At 53.3% G+C, this 18,582-nt stretch carries 16 protein-coding genes; 9 read left to right on the top strand and 7 right to left on the bottom strand.

Features of this window, described 5'->3' with window-relative positions; all coding sequences use genetic code 11:
* Window positions 1–5 precede the first annotated feature (5 nt).
* Window positions 6–872, top strand: a complete 867-nt coding sequence (locus H6F94_RS28245; RefSeq protein ID WP_190805592.1) for a CPBP family intramembrane glutamic endopeptidase — start codon at window positions 6–8, stop codon at window positions 870–872.
* A gap of 74 nt (window positions 873–946) precedes the next feature.
* On the opposite strand, the gene H6F94_RS28240 is transcribed toward H6F94_RS28245, so the two are convergent.
* The 3 genes from H6F94_RS28240 to H6F94_RS28230 all read right to left on the bottom strand — a co-directional run bounded on the left by H6F94_RS28240 (window position 947) and on the right by H6F94_RS28230 (window position 2,639).
* A complete protein-coding gene (locus H6F94_RS28240) occupies window positions 947–1,195 on the bottom strand; it encodes a hypothetical protein (protein WP_190805591.1) in 249 nt (82 codons plus the stop codon).
* A gap of 240 nt (window positions 1,196–1,435) precedes the next feature.
* Window positions 1,436–1,657: a hypothetical protein gene (locus tag H6F94_RS28235; RefSeq protein ID WP_190805590.1), complete on the bottom strand. Its 222-nt coding sequence runs from the start codon at window positions 1,655–1,657 to the stop codon at window positions 1,436–1,438.
* Window positions 1,658–1,799: 142 nt separating this feature from the next.
* A complete protein-coding gene (locus H6F94_RS28230; protein ID WP_190805589.1) occupies window positions 1,800–2,639 on the bottom strand; it encodes a polysaccharide lyase in 840 nt (279 codons plus the stop codon).
* Between the two features lie 700 nt (window positions 2,640–3,339).
* On the opposite strand from H6F94_RS28230, the gene H6F94_RS28225 reads away from it, so the two are divergent.
* Together H6F94_RS28225 and H6F94_RS28220 are read left to right on the top strand one after the other, a co-directional pair.
* Window positions 3,340–3,732, top strand: coding sequence for a hypothetical protein (locus tag H6F94_RS28225; protein WP_190805588.1), 393 nt, complete (start codon window positions 3,340–3,342; stop codon window positions 3,730–3,732).
* Between the two features lie 119 nt (window positions 3,733–3,851).
* Window positions 3,852–7,112 (top strand): S41 family peptidase, encoded by a 3,261-nt coding sequence (locus H6F94_RS28220; protein ID WP_190805587.1) that lies wholly within the window; start codon window positions 3,852–3,854, stop codon window positions 7,110–7,112.
* A gap of 20 nt (window positions 7,113–7,132) precedes the next feature.
* Here H6F94_RS28220 and H6F94_RS28215 read toward each other — a convergent pair whose 3' ends face one another.
* A complete protein-coding gene (locus H6F94_RS28215) occupies window positions 7,133–7,777 on the bottom strand; it encodes a LysE family translocator (RefSeq protein ID WP_190805586.1) in 645 nt (214 codons plus the stop codon).
* Window positions 7,767–8,258 carry an Lrp/AsnC family transcriptional regulator gene (locus H6F94_RS28210; RefSeq protein ID WP_190805585.1) on the bottom strand — a complete coding sequence of 164 codons (492 nt, stop codon included), beginning with the start codon at window positions 8,256–8,258 and terminating at the stop codon, window positions 7,767–7,769. Before H6F94_RS28210 ends, H6F94_RS28215 begins: the two co-directional genes overlap by 11 nt.
* A gap of 123 nt (window positions 8,259–8,381) precedes the next feature.
* On the opposite strand from H6F94_RS28210, the gene H6F94_RS28205 reads away from it, so the two are divergent.
* The 5 genes from H6F94_RS28205 (at window position 8,382) to H6F94_RS28185 (ending at window position 16,924) form a co-directional block, all read left to right on the top strand.
* Window positions 8,382–8,831, top strand: coding sequence for a MarR family winged helix-turn-helix transcriptional regulator (locus H6F94_RS28205; RefSeq protein ID WP_190805584.1), 450 nt, complete (start codon window positions 8,382–8,384; stop codon window positions 8,829–8,831).
* A gap of 104 nt (window positions 8,832–8,935) precedes the next feature.
* Window positions 8,936–9,634 (top strand): pirin family protein, encoded by a 699-nt coding sequence (locus H6F94_RS28200; RefSeq protein ID WP_190805583.1) that lies wholly within the window; start codon window positions 8,936–8,938, stop codon window positions 9,632–9,634.
* 202 nt (window positions 9,635–9,836) lie between these two features.
* On the top strand, window positions 9,837–10,451 hold the full coding sequence (locus H6F94_RS28195) for a Crp/Fnr family transcriptional regulator (protein ID WP_190805582.1): 615 nt from the start codon (window positions 9,837–9,839) through the stop codon (window positions 10,449–10,451).
* Between the two features lie 79 nt (window positions 10,452–10,530).
* Window positions 10,531–11,001, top strand: coding sequence for a DUF4079 domain-containing protein (locus tag H6F94_RS28190; RefSeq protein ID WP_190805581.1), 471 nt, complete (start codon window positions 10,531–10,533; stop codon window positions 10,999–11,001).
* Between the two features lie 448 nt (window positions 11,002–11,449).
* Entirely contained in the window at window positions 11,450–16,924 is a 5,475-nt protein-coding gene (locus tag H6F94_RS28185) for a phytase (protein WP_190805580.1), read from the top strand.
* A gap of 145 nt (window positions 16,925–17,069) precedes the next feature.
* On the opposite strand, the gene H6F94_RS28180 is transcribed toward H6F94_RS28185, so the two are convergent.
* Entirely contained in the window at window positions 17,070–17,438 is a 369-nt protein-coding gene (locus H6F94_RS28180; protein ID WP_190805579.1) for a hypothetical protein, read from the bottom strand.
* A gap of 120 nt (window positions 17,439–17,558) precedes the next feature.
* Between H6F94_RS28180 and H6F94_RS28175 the strand changes: the two genes are divergently transcribed.
* Window positions 17,559–17,699, top strand: a complete 141-nt coding sequence (locus tag H6F94_RS28175) for a hypothetical protein (protein WP_190805578.1) — start codon at window positions 17,559–17,561, stop codon at window positions 17,697–17,699.
* Window positions 17,700–17,754: 55 nt separating this feature from the next.
* On the opposite strand, the gene H6F94_RS28170 is transcribed toward H6F94_RS28175, so the two are convergent.
* Window positions 17,755–18,543 carry a PhzF family protein gene (locus H6F94_RS28170; RefSeq protein ID WP_190805577.1) on the bottom strand — a complete coding sequence of 263 codons (789 nt, stop codon included), beginning with the start codon at window positions 18,541–18,543 and terminating at the stop codon, window positions 17,755–17,757.
* Window positions 18,544–18,582 lie beyond the last annotated feature (39 nt).

Here is an 18,582-nt window from a genome sequence, read left to right as displayed (position 1 = left end):
TTCTGATGCACCGAATGCTCATAGGCTGGGCTGGCTACCCGGTGCTGGTTCGACTGGTCTTGTTCTTTGTGCTACTTGGCGTGCTCTGGCTACCGTTGGCAGTTCCGCTGTATGTGCTAACCGGTGGTGGTCAGTTGTCGGGTCAGCTAGCGGTAGTCTCGCTCTATGCACTGCTGTTTGTAGCGCTTTATGTCTGGGGTCGCTGGGTTCGTGCCCAGTTGGCCCCTTTCAAAGCGTATGGGTTGATTTGGCGTGGACGGGCCGCACAAGAGCTTGGGCTGGGCATCAGCTTTGCACTGCTAAGCCTGGCAGGTCTGTTTGCCTTAGAAGGCTCTCTGGGCTGGTTGAAGTTTGCTGTGCCCCCCGTGGTGAACTGGGCAGGTGTAGGTTTAAATAGTGTGGCGGTTGGGCTGGGGGTAGCTCTCGCTGAGGAACTTTTGTTTCGCGGTTGGTTGGCTGGTGAGTTGGCGCGAGACTACGGTACGGCTGGAGCGCTGCTAGGCAGCAGCGTGATCTACGCACTGCTGCATTTTATCAAGCCAATACAGGCGATCTTGGAGAGCTGGCCACAGTTTCCAGGGCTTTGTTTACTGGGGCTAATCCTGATTTGTGCCCGTCTAGCAGGGCAAGGACGGCTGGCGCTGCCAATTGGTTTGCATGCGGGCTGGGTGGGCAGCATCACAGCAGTGAACATTGTGGGCCTAGTCCACTACACCGGTGCTGTGCCGCCTCTGGTAACCGGGATTGGCAATAATCCACTGGCGGGCCTGATGGGCCTAAGTTTCCTCGCGTTAATTCTGATGCTGGTTCTGACTCGCCTAGCACTACAGGGGCAGGATTTGCATAGAGCGGGACAAAGGCTGATCAGTTAGCTCAGAAGAAGTATTGAATTGTAAGTGACTTAGGGGTTGAAAATTGGACTGCCTAACTTTCAACCCCTGAGCCTTTAAGATCTGGAAAGTTTAACTAAAACCTTATGGCTTTTTCGCTGCTCTGGTAACTTTTTGACGGGAGACTTTTGCAGCAGCCAATCGAGGTAGAGCACCAATAGTTGTAGCTTTAGAAACTGGGTCAGACCGGAGAGGTTTTCCTCACTGAATAACTCGTCTAGAAGCTTGTCTAAAACGGTTTCAGCGGATCTGCGTAGCAACCAAGGTAGAACCACACTGAGAACGAAGGTCAGGATCGCGTTCATGGGCAGGCTGAGGGGCTAGGGGGTGGACGGCACTCATCAATTGCTGGAGGCTGAAGCGTACTTGGCCTGGGGTACAGTGTTCGGGAATCATGAGTGGGAGCCTGGAGTAGGTGCATTTGTAAAGTAGACGGTCAAAATGAGCACCGGGTTCCACGTGTTGAGCCAGTTGTAGCAACAAAAGTAGGACAAGCAAGCAGCTTGTCCCGGCCGCAATTAGCGGCAAGAGATCGGGGGCTGATTCTAGTGTTTGAGCTGGATGAGTGCTTTAGTGAGAATGCTTGCGTCCTTGCGCCATTCACTAGTGGAATCTTGAGCCTGATGCAGCACTTCGTTGCGGGCTGCTGAGCGCAGGCAAATGCGGCTGAGGGCAGCAATGACAGTGGAAAGAGTGTAGCGTTCGACCAGGGTGAGCAGGAGATTGAAATCGCGTTCGTCGAAGGTTGAACCTGGAATCTGAGACATAGCAAGCAATCCTAGAGCACTGACTCAGTTTTTGCTGAGTAGCCTGAGACTGAATAGATTCACAAATAAATAGAACAAGCTGGAAAGCAGGGAACACAGGACCTGAGAAGCAGCTAACAAGTCAAGACTTCAACTCAAACCCTCACTGAGGGATATTGGCACTGACCGCAAAATCAGCGAAGTCTGCGTAAGTTGAAGAAGGCGTCGCCCAAGTGCGGTCATTGCCTCCAAAGAAGGTAGAGAAAAAGATGCCTTCTATCTTGAGATCCGAGGTAGTTCGGAACAGTAGGTCGTTCTCTGAGAGCACGAGTTTGCCATCAACCCAAACCCGAATCACCCCATCCTTAACATTGGGTTTATTTAAGACCACTGCTTGCTCTAAGCGATACCAGCGATTGGGTTGAAAACGCCAGTTGCCTCTGCCTAGAGAGGAGCCGCGCTCCTCGCTGGTGGGCAGATAAGCGTAGACTTCGCCGTCACCTTGGCGTCGCCACATAAACCGGGTCGAAAAGCCATTGGTTCCATCGGGAATCTTTCGGCCGTTATTCACCCTGCCGCCAAAAAGACCTGGTAGCTTGCCGCCTTTCACAAAGCTGAAATTGCTGGCAAATTTGACGTAGTAACGCAAGTAGAGAGAATCCCTGGGAGGTAAGCCCAAATCTGCATAAAACTGGGCACCACCTACTGGTGCACCACTGGCTCGGGTCACCGTGGGGCTGGCGGAATTGGCTGGATAACTCACCCTGAGAATTTTAGAAAAGCGACCGCTGGGATCACTGATCCTTCGAGCATTACTAAGCCCCCAATCACCATGCTCCCTGAGATGCCATTTATCCATCCACTCCTTGTTGGCAAAACTATCAGACCAGAGTGAGGAAGATCCTCGGCTAGGCGTTCCACTATTTGCTCTCAGAGCAGGCATTACCGAAAGCAATGTGCCCGCTGAGAAATAAACCAACAGCTTACGCCGCTTCAGCATCATATTCTCTCCAAGCTAGAAGTCATTGAGCTTTAGGCAGGTAGCACCCTGACCCTGGCCTTGAGAAAGCAGTGTCAATTCAGCACAAAATTTCTGCACAAGCAGGCGATAGATTACAAGCTGTCCTGCTTTCTTCTGTTTGTTTGGAAAATTAGCAAAATGGAGTGAGTGTCCGGTTTACAGTGCGGTCAAGATGGCCTGCGTAAACGTGCAGATTAGGAACACTACGTTGGGAACACCAGAAGTTGAATGGGTAGCTACAGAAGGCGTGCCTAACACCTGAATCGGTGTATTGCTCATCCCCCATAAAAGCCGCCTTCACGCTCTGTTTACTAAAGCTTCTTGTCGCTTCAGGAAAAATTTGAGAGAAATGTTTGGCTCCTGACATGAACTTGTTTGATTAAAAGCTTAGTTTAGTGATATTTGAGACATCTCCTTGGGAGATATTACTGAACTTGGTAGGATCTGAAAAGCTGCGCCAACAGCGATGCTGAAGTTCGGCTAGATATCTGCGAATAGCCAAATATCTGGGCCTGAACGGTCTCACAATTGCTAGAGAACATCAAGCTTGGGGCCAAACATCAGCTCAGGTCAGTCTCTGGAATAGATGATGTTGATACCGCAACAATCCAGGCAAATCCTGGTAGCTTTAATCTTGCAGACTCACAATGATCATGACTGTTAATAATGGGGGCGTCAGCAGATGGAACTGAAAGAGCGTCTACTGCAACTAGCAGAGAATGAGTTGGCTGAATACAGCACCGACGCTCGCAAGATGGAAAAGCTCCGTCCCAAAATTGTGTTTCAGACCAACCGAAATCAGCAGCAGCAACTCAAGAGCGAGTTAGAGGCTGAACTGACAGGGGGACTCAATGACTTGCTAGAGAAACAGCGGCAAACCGTGGCTCTACCCTTTTGGGGCATTGCAGGCTTAGGGGTACTGGAGGGATTCGTTGGCTTTCCGGCGGGCTGGGTAGCCGCCTTGGCGGGTGTCGGTGCCGCCTTTGGCATTCAGTGGTGGGGTTGGAAGTTGCAAGCTCAGCGCCTGCTGCTCAACGCCCTAATTGACATTGAGGAACGCGCCAAAGCTCCTTGATCTGCTCCCCCTCAATCTGAAGAAATCAAATTAAGGAAATCTGTGTAATCCCTGGTGCGGACTGAGACCAGGCTTTAAGATGCAGCTTCAACTGTCTCAGCAAGCGAAGATAGCGAAGTATGGTCCGGCAATCTGGCTACTATCGGTTTCCTACCATTCAGGGCAACCAGATCGTTTTTGTTTGCGAAGACGATCTCTGGAGCGTTGCAGTAGAAGGTGGGATTGCCGTTCGGCTAACTTCGAATTTGGGTGAAGTTTCCCATCCTTTTTTGTCACCCGATGGCACAGGGTTAGCCTTTATTGGGCGAGAAGAAGGCAATCGTGAGGTCTACTGGATGCCTGCCGAAGGTGGGGCCGCAACTCGGCTCACCTTTTTGGGGGCGATGACCTCGGTAGTGGGCTGGAGCCCGGATGGGCAATCAATCCTATTTGCTAGCAACTCAGCGCAGCCCTTTGGTCGTATCTTCAATCTGTATCAGATTAGGCCTGAGGGTGGCATGCCTGAACGTCTACCGTTCGGGTTAGCTCATACCATTTCCTATGGCTCAGAGGGTGGCGTTGTGCTGGGCAGAAATACAGCTGATCCAGCTCGCTGGAAACGCTATCGGGGGGGTACAGCAGGTGTACTGTGGATCGATGCACAGGGCACAGGTGAATTTCGCAAACTGATCGATCTCAAGGGCAATTTAGCGGCACCAATGTGGGTGGGTGATCGAGTCTTTTTTATCTCTGATCACGAAGGCGTTGGCAATTTGTATTCCTGCACATCAGCGGGAGAAGATCTGCAAGCTCACACCCATAACCGCGATTACTATGTGCGCAACGCAACCAGCGATGGTCGCCGCATCGTCTATCACGCGGGTGCTGATTTATTTTGCCTAGATACTGAAACTGGGTCTCAGAACAGCATTGAAATTGATTTTCGCAGTCCTCAAGTTCAGCGACAGCGAAAGTTTGTGGAAGCAGGCGAGTTTTTAGAAGATTACACGCTGCATGCCGAAGGTCATTCGACCTTGGTTACGAGTCGAGGCAAAAGCTTTTATTTTGGCAATTGGGAAGGAGCTGTTACGCCGCTGAATCCAACCGATGGCGTGCGTTCTCGGCTGACTCGCTGGCTCAACGATCAACGACGACTAGTGACCATTGCAGATCGCGATGGCTTTGAGGCTCTAGAGATTCACAACCCCGGTGTGAATCTAGAAGTCGAGCGCTTAGAAGAATTAGATTTGGGCCGCGCCCTCAGCTTGGAGATTTCGCCTACTGAGGACAAAGTGGTTTTGTCCAACCATCGGCAGGAGTTGGTCCTGGTCGATCTGAATACAAAGCAGCGCCAGGTTCTAGATGCGAGCCAATACCAACGCATTCATGGCTTTTGCTGGTCCCCCGATGGGCAATGGGTGGCCTACAGTTGTGCAGAGAATCAACAGACAGCCTCAATCAAAATTTGTCGAATTCAAGATGGTAGTACTTATTGCCTAACCCCACCCAGATTCAAAGATATTCGCCCGGCTTTCGACCCTGAGGGCAAGTTCATTTACTTTCTGTCGTATCGAGAGTTCAATCCGGTCTACGACAGTATGTATTTTGATTTGGGCTTCCCACGCGGCATGCGCCCATTTCTGATTGCCTTGAAGAAAGAAACGCCCTCGCCTTTTGTGCCAGTTCCCAAACCTTTGAAGCCAGGTAAAGCTAATGGCAAACCAGAGGCCAAAAATGGCAATGGCGAAGACAAGCAGGACGAGGACAAAGGGAACGACAAAAGCGTCGAGAAAAAGATACCCACGGTTGAAATTGACTTTGATGGAATCGAGCACCGTGTGGTTGGATTCCCAGTTCCCGAAGGGCGCTATGGCCAAATTTGGGGTGTGAAAGGCAAGGCTCTATTCACCTCATTGCCAATCAAAGGCAGTTTGAACGGTCAAGCGGATGAAGAAGCTGAAGCCGAATCAACCTTGGAGTTCTATGACTTTGAGGAACAAAAACGCGAAACAATTGCTACAGAAGTCACCAGTTTCAGGGTCGCGAAAGACAACGAAACAGTGATTTACCGCTCTAAAAAGCGCCTACGCATCTGTGCAATTGCGCCTCAAGACAAGAACAAAAACAACGACAAGCATCCAGGCCGAAAAACCGGTTGGCTCGACCTCAAGCGTCTGCGAATTTCTGTTGTTCCCTTGCCGGAGTGGCAGCAAATGTTGCGCGAGATTTGGCGCTTGCAGCGAGAGCACTTCTGGAAAGAAGACATGGCTAGTTTGGACTGGGAGCAGGTGTATCAGCGCTATGCTCCCCTGCTCAGCCGCGTCAGTACCCGTTCTGAGTTTTCAGACTTAGTTTGGGAAATGCAGGGCGAACTGGGCACTTCCCACGCCTACGAATACGGCGGCGACTACCGCAAAGCGCCGCCTTACCAAGTCGGCTTTTTAGGTGCTGATTTTACCTACGATTCGGCTGCCGATGGCTACCGAGTTGCGCATGTGGTGCAGGGCGACTCCTGGCAAGACAAGGTAGACTCACCGCTGCATCGGTTGGGGGTGAATGTGCAGGTGGGCGATCTGCTCTTAGCCGTGAATGGGCAACGGGTCAGCCGCGAGTTGCCACCCCAAGCCTTGCTAGTTCACCAGGCTGACTGCGAAGTAACCCTGACCTTTGCTGGAGCCATCCCAGAAGAGCCTCGCACAGTCACCGTCAAAACCTTGGGCAACGAAACCCGAGCCCGCTATCGCGAATGGGTAGAGCGCAATCACCAAACTGTCACCGAAGCGACCAATGGCCGAGTGGGCTACGTCCACGTTCCGGATATGGGACCGAGTGGCTACGCTGAGTTCCACCGCTATTACTTCGCAGAGGTACAGAAAGAGGCACTGGTTGTTGACGTGCGCTACAACGGCGGTGGCCATGTTTCGCAACTGCTGCTGGAGAAATTGGCGCGCAAACGCATTGGCTACGACATTTCACGCTGGGGTAAGCCAGAGCCCTATCCCGCCGATTCGGTACTGGGACCTGTCGTGGCGATCACCAATGAACACGCAGGCTCCGATGGCGATATTTTCAGCCATTGCTTCAAGCTCATGCAGTTGGGCACCTTGATTGGCAAACGCACTTGGGGCGGTGTTATTGGCATCTGGCCCCGCCATGCTCTGGCTGATGGCAGTGTGGTGACCCAGCCGGAATTCTCCTTCTGGTTCACGGATGTGGGCTGGAGTGTGGAAAATTACGGCACCGATCCAGATATTGAGGTAGAAATCACGCCTCAAGCTTGGGGCCAAGACCAGGACCCCCAACTCGAACGAGCGATTGAGCTGGTGCTGGAACAACTGGAACAACATCCGGTTCAATTGCCTGACTTCGGCCCTTATCCCCAACTGAGGTTGCCCGGATAAAGCCCGTTGACTCGCTGCCCTTAGCGCCACAAACTCAGCAAGGCCAGCAGGCCAAAGCCCCCGATCAAACTGCCGGAGAGGCGATTGACCCAGCGCAAGGTGTGGGACTTGAATCGGTGGCGAAACCTACTGGCTATACTACTTAGCGCTAGCCACCATAAGGCCGAACCTAGAAAAACGCCTAGTACCAAGAGCCCGGCCGAGCGGTAGTCGCTGCCATTACTGGCAAGTCCCAACCCGGCAAAGACGCCCACGAACGACAGAATCGTCAGGGGATTGGTCAGAGTTAAAAATAGGGCTGAGAGGTAGGCTCCCCAAATGCTCTGACCTTGGACTCCCCGATGCGCTTCCGGGCTTTGCAGTGGCACCCCTTGTTCAGTGGGTTGAGCCAGAAAGGTTGTGATGCTTAGGTAGCAGAGGAACGCTCCCCCTAGCAGCCGGATCCAGATTTGCTGGCTTAGCAAGAGGCTCGAAATGAAGGTCAAGCCAAAGCCTGCGATGCATCCGTAAAGGGCATCGGCGGTGGCAATTCCCATGCCGGTGATCAGGCCAGAAAAGTGTCCTTCTACCAAGGTGCGGCGAATACACAGCACCGCCATCGGCCCAACTGGGGCAGCAAGCGAAATTCCAACAATCAAGCCACGGAGCAAAAAATCAAAGCTCATTGCGATCTCCAGAAGGGCTATTAGGTGAAGGCAGCGGCAGAGCAGGCGTTTCTTTCAGAGTGGAGAGCACGATCGTGGTGCGCGTGCGCACGATTCCTGACAGGCCCTTGAGTTGGTCACTCACTAGGCGCTCCAGATCGCGGGTGTTCAAGCAGCGCACTTTGAGCAAGTAGTCATCGTCACCGGCAATGTGATGGCATTCCTGAACCTCCGGCAGGTTCTGAATTAGTTGCAGAAAAGCAGCTCGGTGTTCGGGTCGCTCCAGGGTGACGGCGACAAAGGCCGTCAGGTCATAGCCCACCGCTTCGGGCTGGATCAGGGCTGCGTAGCCGCGAATCACGCCGCGTTCCTCTAGTCGCCGTACCCGATCAGCAGCGGCTGGAGCTGACAGTCCTAAAACACCAGCTAACTCGGCCCAGGTTGTGCGTCCTTGCGTCATGAGCTGACGGATAGCTTTTAAATCTATAGTTTCGAGCAGCATTGACCTTGGATTAGAAACAAATACATCTATATCACTTTCTAATCGAAGACAAAACCGGCGCTTGACAAGGCAGTAATAAAACGATAAATTAACCCTAGATAATTTAATGTTCAACTGTCTAAGTTGCCTCAATTTCAAGGTTCGAGAGAAGAGGTCTGCGCCCTCGGTGCCTACGTCAAGTTGTTGCGAGCAGCTGAATCCGTCAGCGCTCGGGTTCATCAACGTATGACCGATGCAGATCTCACAAGCAGTCAGTTCGGGGTTTTGGAGGCGCTATGGCATTTGGGGCCTTTGTGCCAACGAGACATCGGTAAAAAGTTGCTCAAAAGTGGCGGCAACATCACGATGGTGATCGACAACTTGGAGAAGCGGCATTTGGTTGAGCGCAAGCGAGACGCCAGCGACCGTCGTTACATTACCGTCTGTCTAACTGAAGCTGGACAGCAGTTAATCGCTGAGCTCTTTCCTCGCCATGTCACGGCTGTGGTGGCAGAACTCAGTGTGCTGAGCGTGGCTGAGCAGGAAGAACTGGGTCGACTCTGCCGAAAGCTCGGCAAGCACGAACTGAGCTAAGCCCCATTTTTTTTGCCCCAATCGTTCAATGTTGAAGCGTCTAGGGTCAGAAAATCTTGGCTAAAACCTTCAAGTCAACTCTTTTCAGAACCAAGGAGGATGGAATGATTACTCTACGCCCTAGCGATGAGCGCGGCCATGCAAACCACGGTTGGTTAGATAGCTACCACAGCTTTTCCTTTGCTAGCTACTATGACCCGCAGCATATGGGTTTCCGTAATTTGCGGGTGATTAATGAAGACCGAGTTCAGCCTGGTCATGGCTTCGGCACTCACGGTCACCGCGACATGGAGATCCTCACCTATGTGATTGAGGGAGCGCTAGAGCACAAAGACAGTATGGGCAATGGCTCGGTGATTCATCCAGGCGAAGTGCAACGCCTGACCGCCGGAACTGGCATTACTCACAGCGAATACAATCACTCGCAATCTGAGTCGGTTCACTTGCTGCAAATCTGGATTTTGCCCCAAGCGCAGGGCATTAAACCCGGTTATGAACAGCGCCAATTCAGCCTGGAAGAAAAGCGAGACCAACTGCGTTTGATTGCCTCCCCGACAGGCCGCGAGAACTCAGTCACAATTCACCAAGATGTTGACTTGTTCGCCACTGTTTTAGCTGCTGATGAACAGGTGATTCATACCCTCAAACCTAATCGGCACGCTTGGGTACAAGCCGTCCAGGGCACTGTTACCCTCAATGGTTTGACCCTTAAGGCTGGTGATGGGGCTGCGATTAGCAGTGAAGACAAGATCACGATTGAAGCCAAAGCTGCGGCAGAGGTATTGCTGTTTGATTTGGCTTAAAAGAGTGGCTGCTTGAGTCAATTGAGAATGGCTCAAGTAAGGCTCTAAGTTTAGGCGTTGCACGTTAAGCAAGAGCAATCTAAGTGCAACGCCTAATTTAAGAGCCAGATTAATGGCCAAATTAATGGCCAATCGAATATTTAAGCTGTTGTGCTAGTCGTGCTGTTGGTTTTGTTCAGTTTGGCACTTCTATAGGAATACTATGAGTTTTTTGAGCCCAGATAGCCTCTCGTCCAATGTACGTGCCGCCATTACCTATCAAGATTTAGTACCCGGTCAGGCATTATTTCAGCAGGGTGATCCTACGGCTGCGATGTTTGGAGTTGAATCTGGTCGAGTGCGCTTAAGCCGCAATACTTCTGAGGGCAAACTGGTCACTTTTCAAGTGATCCGAGCGGGCGAAAGCTTTGCCGAAGCGGCTCTGTTCTCTGAAACTTACACCTCGGATGCGATTGCTGAAATCCAATCGCGGGTTGCTATTTACCCCAAGCAGTTATTAGTAACTGCCTTTCGTGAGAATCCAGATCTAACCGAGGATTTTGTGGTTCAGTTAGTGCGTAGCATTCAGGTTCTGCAATCTCGCTTGGAATTGCGAGACGTCCGTTCTGCGCATCAACGGGTGCTGCAATATCTGCGGATTATAGCTGAACCTAACGATACCAATCTGGTGATCTTCGACCGTCCGCTCAAAGATGTTGCTAATGACCTTGGCTTAACGCCTGAAACCCTTTCACGGGCGCTGGGCCGACTAGAGCACGAAGGCGTGATCTCGCGGGCCAAGCGACAAATCAGATTGCACGATTCAGCTGTCGCTTGACGCTATTAGAAGCTGATGAGTAGGCGGTTAGTGACTGTGCTAAGTTTTATGACAGCCGTTTCATGACCTTCGGACTTCTATGAGCCTGGAAATCCCTGCCTCGATCAAGCCCTGGCTGAATTTCATCCACCCGTTCCTGATGTGGGTGCTGCTCGCGATCTCGATCTACGCGTTGTATCTGGGGGTTCAACTTCGCAGAACCAGAACGGCTGAAGGGGATCTCAAGAAGGAGTTGATCAAGGGCCGCTATAGTATCAAACACCACCAAATCGGCTCCGTGCTGCTGGCGCTGATGATTATCGGTACAGTAGCTGGCATGGCGGTCACCTACATCAACAATGGCAAATTGTTTGTCGGTCCGCATTTAATCGCGGGTCTGGGCATGGCTTCGCTGATCGCAGTCTCGGCGGCTTTGACTCCCTTTATGCAAAAGGGCAATGATTTCGCTCGCTACACGCACATCTTTCTGAACGTGACTTTGCTGGGGCTATTCGGTTGGCAAGCGGTTACAGGTGTGCAAATCGTGCAGAAAATTATTAGCCAAATGTAGTTGAGTTTGCTTTGAATTTGTCCCTTTGAATTTGTTCCACTATTTCTTGTTGGTTTAGTCCGCTTCGGCGGACTTTTTTTTGCCCATCCAATGCCCAAGGTCGAGCGCGAAGGTTGTGGTGGACATAATCGATTGCTATTCACCCCTGTGTATGAGTTTGGCATTGCCAAGCCCTTAGCACTGCATTGAAACTGCTCGTCCAGCCTCTGTTTCCTATGTAAAGTTTTGAAGAAGAAATCAGCTTTTAGGCTTCTATTAAGCAGTTGTTAATCCTGCGTTAGAGTTTCTATATTTTTCGCTTAACGCTAGGCCGGTAGATTTTGATCGGCTTGCTAGCTCCGTAAGAATACGGAAATTGTGGTCAGCAGGGTAAAACCAGGCGCGTTTGGCGCTGGTTGCTGACGCTGGGCCTAATACCTGCAATTGTCGATTGATTAGAGAGGCATTTATGGCGGACTCCATTCGCTTTGCGACCTTTAACGCGTCCCTAAACCGCAATGCGGAAGGCCAACTGGTTACCGATCTATCTACCCCCAACAATGCCCAAGCCAAAGCAGTCGCAGAAATTATTCAGCGCAGCAATCCAGATGTCCTGCTGATTAACGAATTTGATTACGATGCTGAAGGCCAAGCGGTTGATCTATTTCGACAAAATTATTTGAGTCTGAGCCAGAACGGTGCTGCTCCCGTTGAATATCCCTACGCTTACGTTGCCCCTTCTAACACGGGCGTTGCTTCAGGTTTTGATTTAGATAATAGTGGCTCGGTCGGCGGTCCTAATGATGCTTTAGGGTTTGGTTTTTTCCCTGGACAATATGGCATGGTGGTGTACTCCAAGTACCCGATTGAGACCGCCAACGTCCGTACCTTCCAAGATTTTTTGTGGAAGGACATGCCTGATGCCCGCTTGCCGGATGACCCCAATACAGCGCAGCCCAACGACTGGTATTCCGCAGCAGAACTGGATGTGGTTCGGCTCTCTTCTAAGAGCCACTGGGATGTGCCAATTGAGGTGAATGGCGAAATTATCCATGCGCTGGTCAGCCATCCAACGCCACCAGTTTTCGATGGTCCTGAAGACCGTAACGGCACTCGCAATGCTGATGAAATTCGCTTCTGGTCGGATTACATCACGCCTGGACAGGGTAGCTACATCTACGACGACCAGGGCAGTAGAGGCGGGCTGACGCCTGGGTCACGCTTTGTGATCATGGGCGACCAGAACTCGGACCCATTGGATGGGGACAGCATCCCCGGCGCAATTCAGCAGCTTCTCGACAATCCACTGGTCAACACCAGTGTGACGCCGACCAGCCCCGGTGGCCCAGAACAGGCCGCCCTGCAAGGCGGTGCCAATACCAGCCATGCAAGCGACCCTCGCTTCGATACCGCCGACTTTGCCGACACGACGCCAGGCAACCTGCGGGCTGATTACGTGTTGCCATCAAACAACTTGCAGATTACTGACGCTCAAGTGTTCTGGCCCGAAAGTAGTGACCCTCAGTTTTCGCTAGTTGGGACGTTTAATCCGACTCTGCCCGGTGGCTTTCCCAGTTCGGACCACCGTCTAGTTTGGGTGGACACGGTGATTCCCAGCCGCAGCACCGTCAGCAATGTCAGCTTTTTGGGTGAACTCACGTTTCCCACCGGTTTGCAGTTTAACGGTACTCAAGTGGGTGGCTTATCGGGCATTACCTATGACCCGAGCCGCAACCTTTACTACAGCATTGCGGACGACCGCAGTGAATTTAACCCGGCCCGCTTTTACACGCTTTCGATCAACTTGAGCGATGGTCGCCTCGATAGCGGTGATGTCACCTTTGAGGATGTGACCACGCTGCGCGATGCCAGTGGCAATCCCTTTGCTCCTTTGAGCCTGGACCCGGAAGGCATTGCTCTCACCGAGCAAGGCACGGTGTTTGTTTCCTCAGAAGGAGAAGTTCGCCCAGACTTGGGACGGGTCACAAATCCCTTTGTCAACGAGTTTTCACTCACGGGTCAGCAGCTCAGCGCTCTGCCCATCCCGGACCGATTCCTGGCTTCCCCAGACAATAGTGGTATTCGTAACAACCTGGCCTTTGAGAGCCTGACGATTTCGCCCGACGGTCGCTACCTCTACACCGCCACCGAGAACGCCCTGAAGCAAGATGGTCCCGCTGCCGATCCCACCCAAGGCAGCCCCTCACGCATCCTCAAGTACGACTTGGTGACCCGGCAGGAAGTCGGCGAATTTGTCTACCTCACCGAGCCCGTTGCGGCTGTACCCAACCCACCGGAGGGTTTCAGCACCAATGGCTTGGTGGACTTGCTGGCGATTGATAACAGTGGCACTTTGCTGGCGCTGGAGCGTTCGTTCTCGACTGGGGTTGGCAACACGGTCAAGCTATTCGAGATTCGCACCCAGGGTGCCTTAGATGTCAGCGGCCAAAACGATTTGTTCGACGAAGCAACCGGCGCTCCCTTTGAGATCGACCCGCCAGTTGCTAAGCGCGAGCTGCTGGATTTCGCCAGCTTAGGTCTGACCCCAGACAACTTAGAAGGCATTACCCTGGGACCCAAGCTGCCCGATGGTCGCCAGTCCCTGATTGTGGTGGCCGACAACAACTTCAGCCCGGCCCAGGCCACTCAGTTCATTACTCTGGCCTTGGATGTCGACAACATCCCCGTGGTGCTGCCTCAAACTGAGACGCCGCAGGTTTTGGACACCGATGAGGCGGTGCCCAGCGGTGCGATTGCCGGTGATGCTGACGATCCGGCGATTTGGGTCAATCCCACGGATTCGGCCAAGAGCTTGGTGATTAGCTCGCTCAAGGATGGAGGCCTGGCGGTCTTTGACCTCAATGGCGCTCTGGTGCAATCGGTTCTGCCTGCCGAGTATGGCGACATCCGCTACAACAACGTTGATGTGCTCTATGGCTTTGAGTTGAGCGGTCGGACGGTGGACTTGGCGATTGCTTCCGATCGCGAGAACGACACGCTGGCGATTTACCAAATCAACCCGGCCACCGGACGGCTCAACAATGCCACGTCCAGCGCTATTCCTGGCTCGATCTTCGGCCTGGATGATGGCGAACAAACCGCCTACGGCTTGACGACCTACACCAGCCCGATCAGCGGCAAGCAGTTTGTCTTCGTCAGCCAGCGCGAAGGCGACCAGATTGCACAGTTGGAGTTGGTAGACGACGGCAGTGGCAAGGTCACCGCGGTTCCGGTGCGGACGCTAACTGTGCCCATTCCTGAGGGCGGCGAACTCGAAGATGCCCAAGTCGAGGGCATGGTAGCCGACCGCGAGTTGGGCTATCTGTACGTGGCCCAGGAAAACAGGGGCATCTACAAGTTCTCGGCAGAGCCAGGAGGCAGCACAACCGGAACCCTGCTCGACGCCGTGAAACCGGAGGGCAGCAACCTGGAAGCCGATGCTGAGGGCTTGACCATCTATTACGGAGCCGATGGCAAGGGCTACTTGCTGGCCTCCAGCCAGGGCGACAGCACCTTTGCGGTTTACCGACGCGAGGGTGGCAACGCCTATGTGGGCAACTTCGCGGTTGGCGCCTCGGGCAGCATCGACAGCGTTGAAGAATCGGACGGCGCTGACTTGATCAATGTGCCTTTGGGACCGCAGTACCCCTTCGGTTTGCTAGTCGTGCACGATGGCGCCAACGATCCTCAGGTGGTGGCAGCGGACGACGGAGAGCTGGAAAACACCAGCACCAACTTCAAGTTTGTGGGCTGGCAAGATGTCGCTAATGCCTTCCCTGAGCCCCTAGAGATTGACCCTAACTCGTTCGATCCGCGCAACCCTACGCCGATCACATCGCCGGTTGCTGAACCAGCGATTCAGTTGAAAGCCATCGGCACTTATGCCAGTGGCATTTTCGATGCGGGTGGTGCTGAGATTGTGGCTTACGACCCGCAGTCGCAACGCCTGTTTGTGGTCAACGCTGAAAACGCCACGATCGATATTCTCAGCGCCAGCAATCCCAGCCAACCGACGCTATTGCAATCGATTGATATCTCAAGTTTGGGCGCGCAGGTCAACAGTGTTGATGTCTACAACGGCATCGTGGCAGCGGCGATTGAGAATGAGAATACGCAGGCGCCTGGCGTGGTTGGCTTCTTTGATGTCAACGGCCAGCTGTTGAATTCAGTCACTGTGGGTTCGTTACCCGACATGGTGACCTTCAGCCCCGATGGTCGCAAAGTTTTGGTTGCCAATGAAGGCGAACCCAGCAGCGATTACAGCGTGGATCCAGAAGGTTCGATCAGCATTATTGATCTCTCAGCTGGCGTGGCTAACCTTAGTCAAAGCGATGTCACCACAGCTGATTTCCGGGCCTTCAATAATCAACTTGGCGCCTTGAGGAGCGAGGGCGTTCGCATCTTTGGTCCCAATGCCAGTGTGGCTCAAGATATCGAACCGGAATACATTACCGTCTCTGAAGATTCCAGCAAAGCTTGGGTTTCTTTGCAGGAAAACAACGCGCTAGCTGTGGTGGATCTAGCCACCGGAAAAGTTACCGACATCTTGCCATTAGGTGCCAAAGACCACAGCCAAGCGGGCAACGGTTTAGATGTCAGCGATCGCGATGGCGGCATCAATATCGCGCGTCAACCCGTGTTGGGCTTGTATCAACCCGACGGCATTGCCGCTTACGAGGTTAACGGTCAAACCTTTATCGTCACTGCCAATGAAGGCGATGCCCGCGATTACGATGCCTTTGCTGAAGAAGCGCGGGTCAAGGATCTCAGCTTGGATCCCACGGCTTTCCCCAATGCTGCGCAATTGCAAGCCGATGACCAATTGGGCCGGTTGAATGTGACTACTGCCAACGGTGACACCGATGGCGATGGCGACTTTGATCAGCTTTACGCCTTTGGTGGTCGCTCATTCTCGATTCGCACGGCCGAAGGGCAACTGGTCTTCGACAGTGGCGACGACTTTGAGCGAATTACTGCGGCTCTGCTGCCCAATGAGTTCAACTCAGACAACGCCGAAAATGGCTCCTTGGACAGCCGCAGCGACAATAAGGGACCTGAACCCGAAGGCGTGACCACAGGCGTGATCGACGGGCGCACCTATGCCTTCATCGGCCTGGAACGCATCGGCGGTGTCATGGTCTACGACGTCACCGATCCCTACAGCGCCAGCTTTGTGCAGTACATCAACAACCGCGATTTCAGCGGCGATGCCGAGACGGGCACAGCAGGCGATTTGGGGCCGGAAGGCTTGGCTTTCATCAGCGCTAACGATAGCCCCAACGGCAAACCCCTGCTGGCGGTCGGCAACGAAGTCAGCGGCACCACCACCTTGTATGAAATCAACCTGACTGGCGCGATCAACGGCAGCAATCGGGGCGAAACCCTGGTCGGTACCGCAGAGGTTGACCTCATTCTCGGTTTGGGCGGCAACGACACGCTTGCCGGTCTGCAAGGTAATGACCGCCTCTACGGCGGCAACGGCAACGATGTCCTGCGTGGCGATCAGAACATCCGCACTGCCGGTGGCCTCAATGGCGGCGACGACCTACTCTATGGCGGCAACGGCAACGACCGCTTGGGCGGCAAAGCGGGCAATGACCTGCTGTATGGCGAGGCGGGCAACGACCAACTCTGGGGTGACGCGGGCGATGACCTGCTCGACGGTGGCAAGGGTAACGATCAGCTCAACGGTGGCAAGGGCAGCGATGTCTTTGTGCTCAGAGCTGGAGACGGCAGCGACTCGATCTATGACTTGCGCCTAGGCCAGGGCGACCGCTTGGGTCTAGCCAATGGTTTGACCTTCGCAGACTTAAGCCTGACGCAGGGCACTGGCGGCAAAGCTGATGACACCCTGGTCCGCTTGACCAGTAGCGGTGAGCTGTTGGCAACACTCAACGATGTGCAAGTTAGCAGCCTGACCTCGGCGGCATTTGTGAGTGTCTAAGAGGTAACTACGGCTTGAGTGAGGGCCCAGTGGCGACTTGAAAATAGAAGCCGTGGCAACTAGCTGAATCTATACATTCACCTCTAGCAATCCCCCTTAAGTTCTCTCAACTGGGAAACTTGAGGGGGATTGGCTCATCTTGCCCTTAAGCGCTCACCACTTTGGCACGCACCCGGCGCTTACGCTCAGATTTCTTCTTCAAGCCAACGGCTTGGGCTTCATCACTGTCTGAACCAAACTGTCCCCGCACGACTTCTTTCATCGCCAATACAGCGTTGTGAAAGTTCCATTCTGCTAACCGTGCCGCGTTGACTGTGGCCCGGTACATCGCCTGTCTTTCGGTTTCCGCTTGCTGCTGCATGATCATCGCCTGATAGGCGGCTTGCAATGCCTTGGATGTTGCTTCAATGCGGGCGGTTTCGTAGTTAGGAATAGCACCCAAACCATTGAGGGCATCGATATCCTGGCTAATCACTTGAGGAGACAAACGACGATTGCTACTTTGGGTCGACATAGTAACGGTGTGAGTGCAATACCTTGCTAAAGTGCCCACAACTCGTGAGAATGCCACGCCGCCCCTTCGCTGGCGTCAACCGATTGCTTACCCTCAAACCCTGCTTAAGCATTGGCCCCAATGATCATTAGATTTGTGCTTGCTCCCATCTCAATGCAGCCGCTTGCACTCAGTAATATCCGCAGTGACATTGCCAATGGATCGACTGACATTGATGATCATCCTGCCTGCATTACTAATGGCTTGAGCCGCATTCCGTAATCTCCGCGATCACAGAGCTATTGCAGAGAGCAACTTGTCGATGGCAGGAGCGGCGCTATAACAATTCCCCCCGCAAAACCGTAACTGCCTGACCGCCTAAAGCCACGCGCTCACCGCTACAGCGCACGCGCACGACCCCGCCCCGTGCCGAAGCTTGATAGGCGACAAACTCCTGCCGACCCAAGCGTTGTTGCCAGAATGGACCGAGGCAACAGTGGGCCGAACCCGTCACGGGGTCTTCGTCAACGCCAGAGCCGGGAGCGAAGAAGCGTGAGACAAAATCGTATTCGGGCGAAGTGGCGGCGCTGGTCACAATCACACCTCGAACGGGCAGTTTTCGCAGCAGCGTGAAATCGGGATTGAGAGCCCGAACCGTTTGTTCAGACTCCACTTCGACCACATAATCAAACTGATTTTTGCCCACGTAAACCGGCCTGACTGCTAACGCCTTCAATAAATCTGGAGGGGCTGTTGTGGCTTCCTCTAGCTTGGCGGGAAAGTCTAGTTCAATCCAATCACTGCGTCGCTCCGCCGTCAGAAGGCCGCTGAGCGTGTGAAATCGCGCTTGTTCCTGGGGCTGCAAATGTCCTGCTTCCCACAGAACATGGGCACTCGCCAACGTCGCGTGACCGCAGAGAGCAACTTCAACCGCAGGCGTGAACCAACGCAAACTGAAACCATCGGCTTGACGGTGCAGAAAGGCCGTTTCAGACAGGTTCATTTCCTGTGCTACCTTCTGCATCCACACTTCATCTCGTGGCTCTGGCAAAATACAAACTGCGGCAGGATTACCGGCAAACGGTTCAGCGGTAAAGGCATCGACTTGAGTAATCGTTAGTCCCATTGCAACCTCTTTAATCACAGCTTGAAAGCGAGCCGACCG

It is taken from the genome of Leptolyngbya sp. FACHB-261 (assembly GCF_014696065.1).
Taxonomy (GTDB): domain Bacteria; phylum Cyanobacteriota; class Cyanobacteriia; order FACHB-261; family FACHB-261; genus FACHB-261.
Note: the sequence above shows the minus strand (reverse complement) of the source record. Positions and strands in the feature narration are given on the sequence as shown.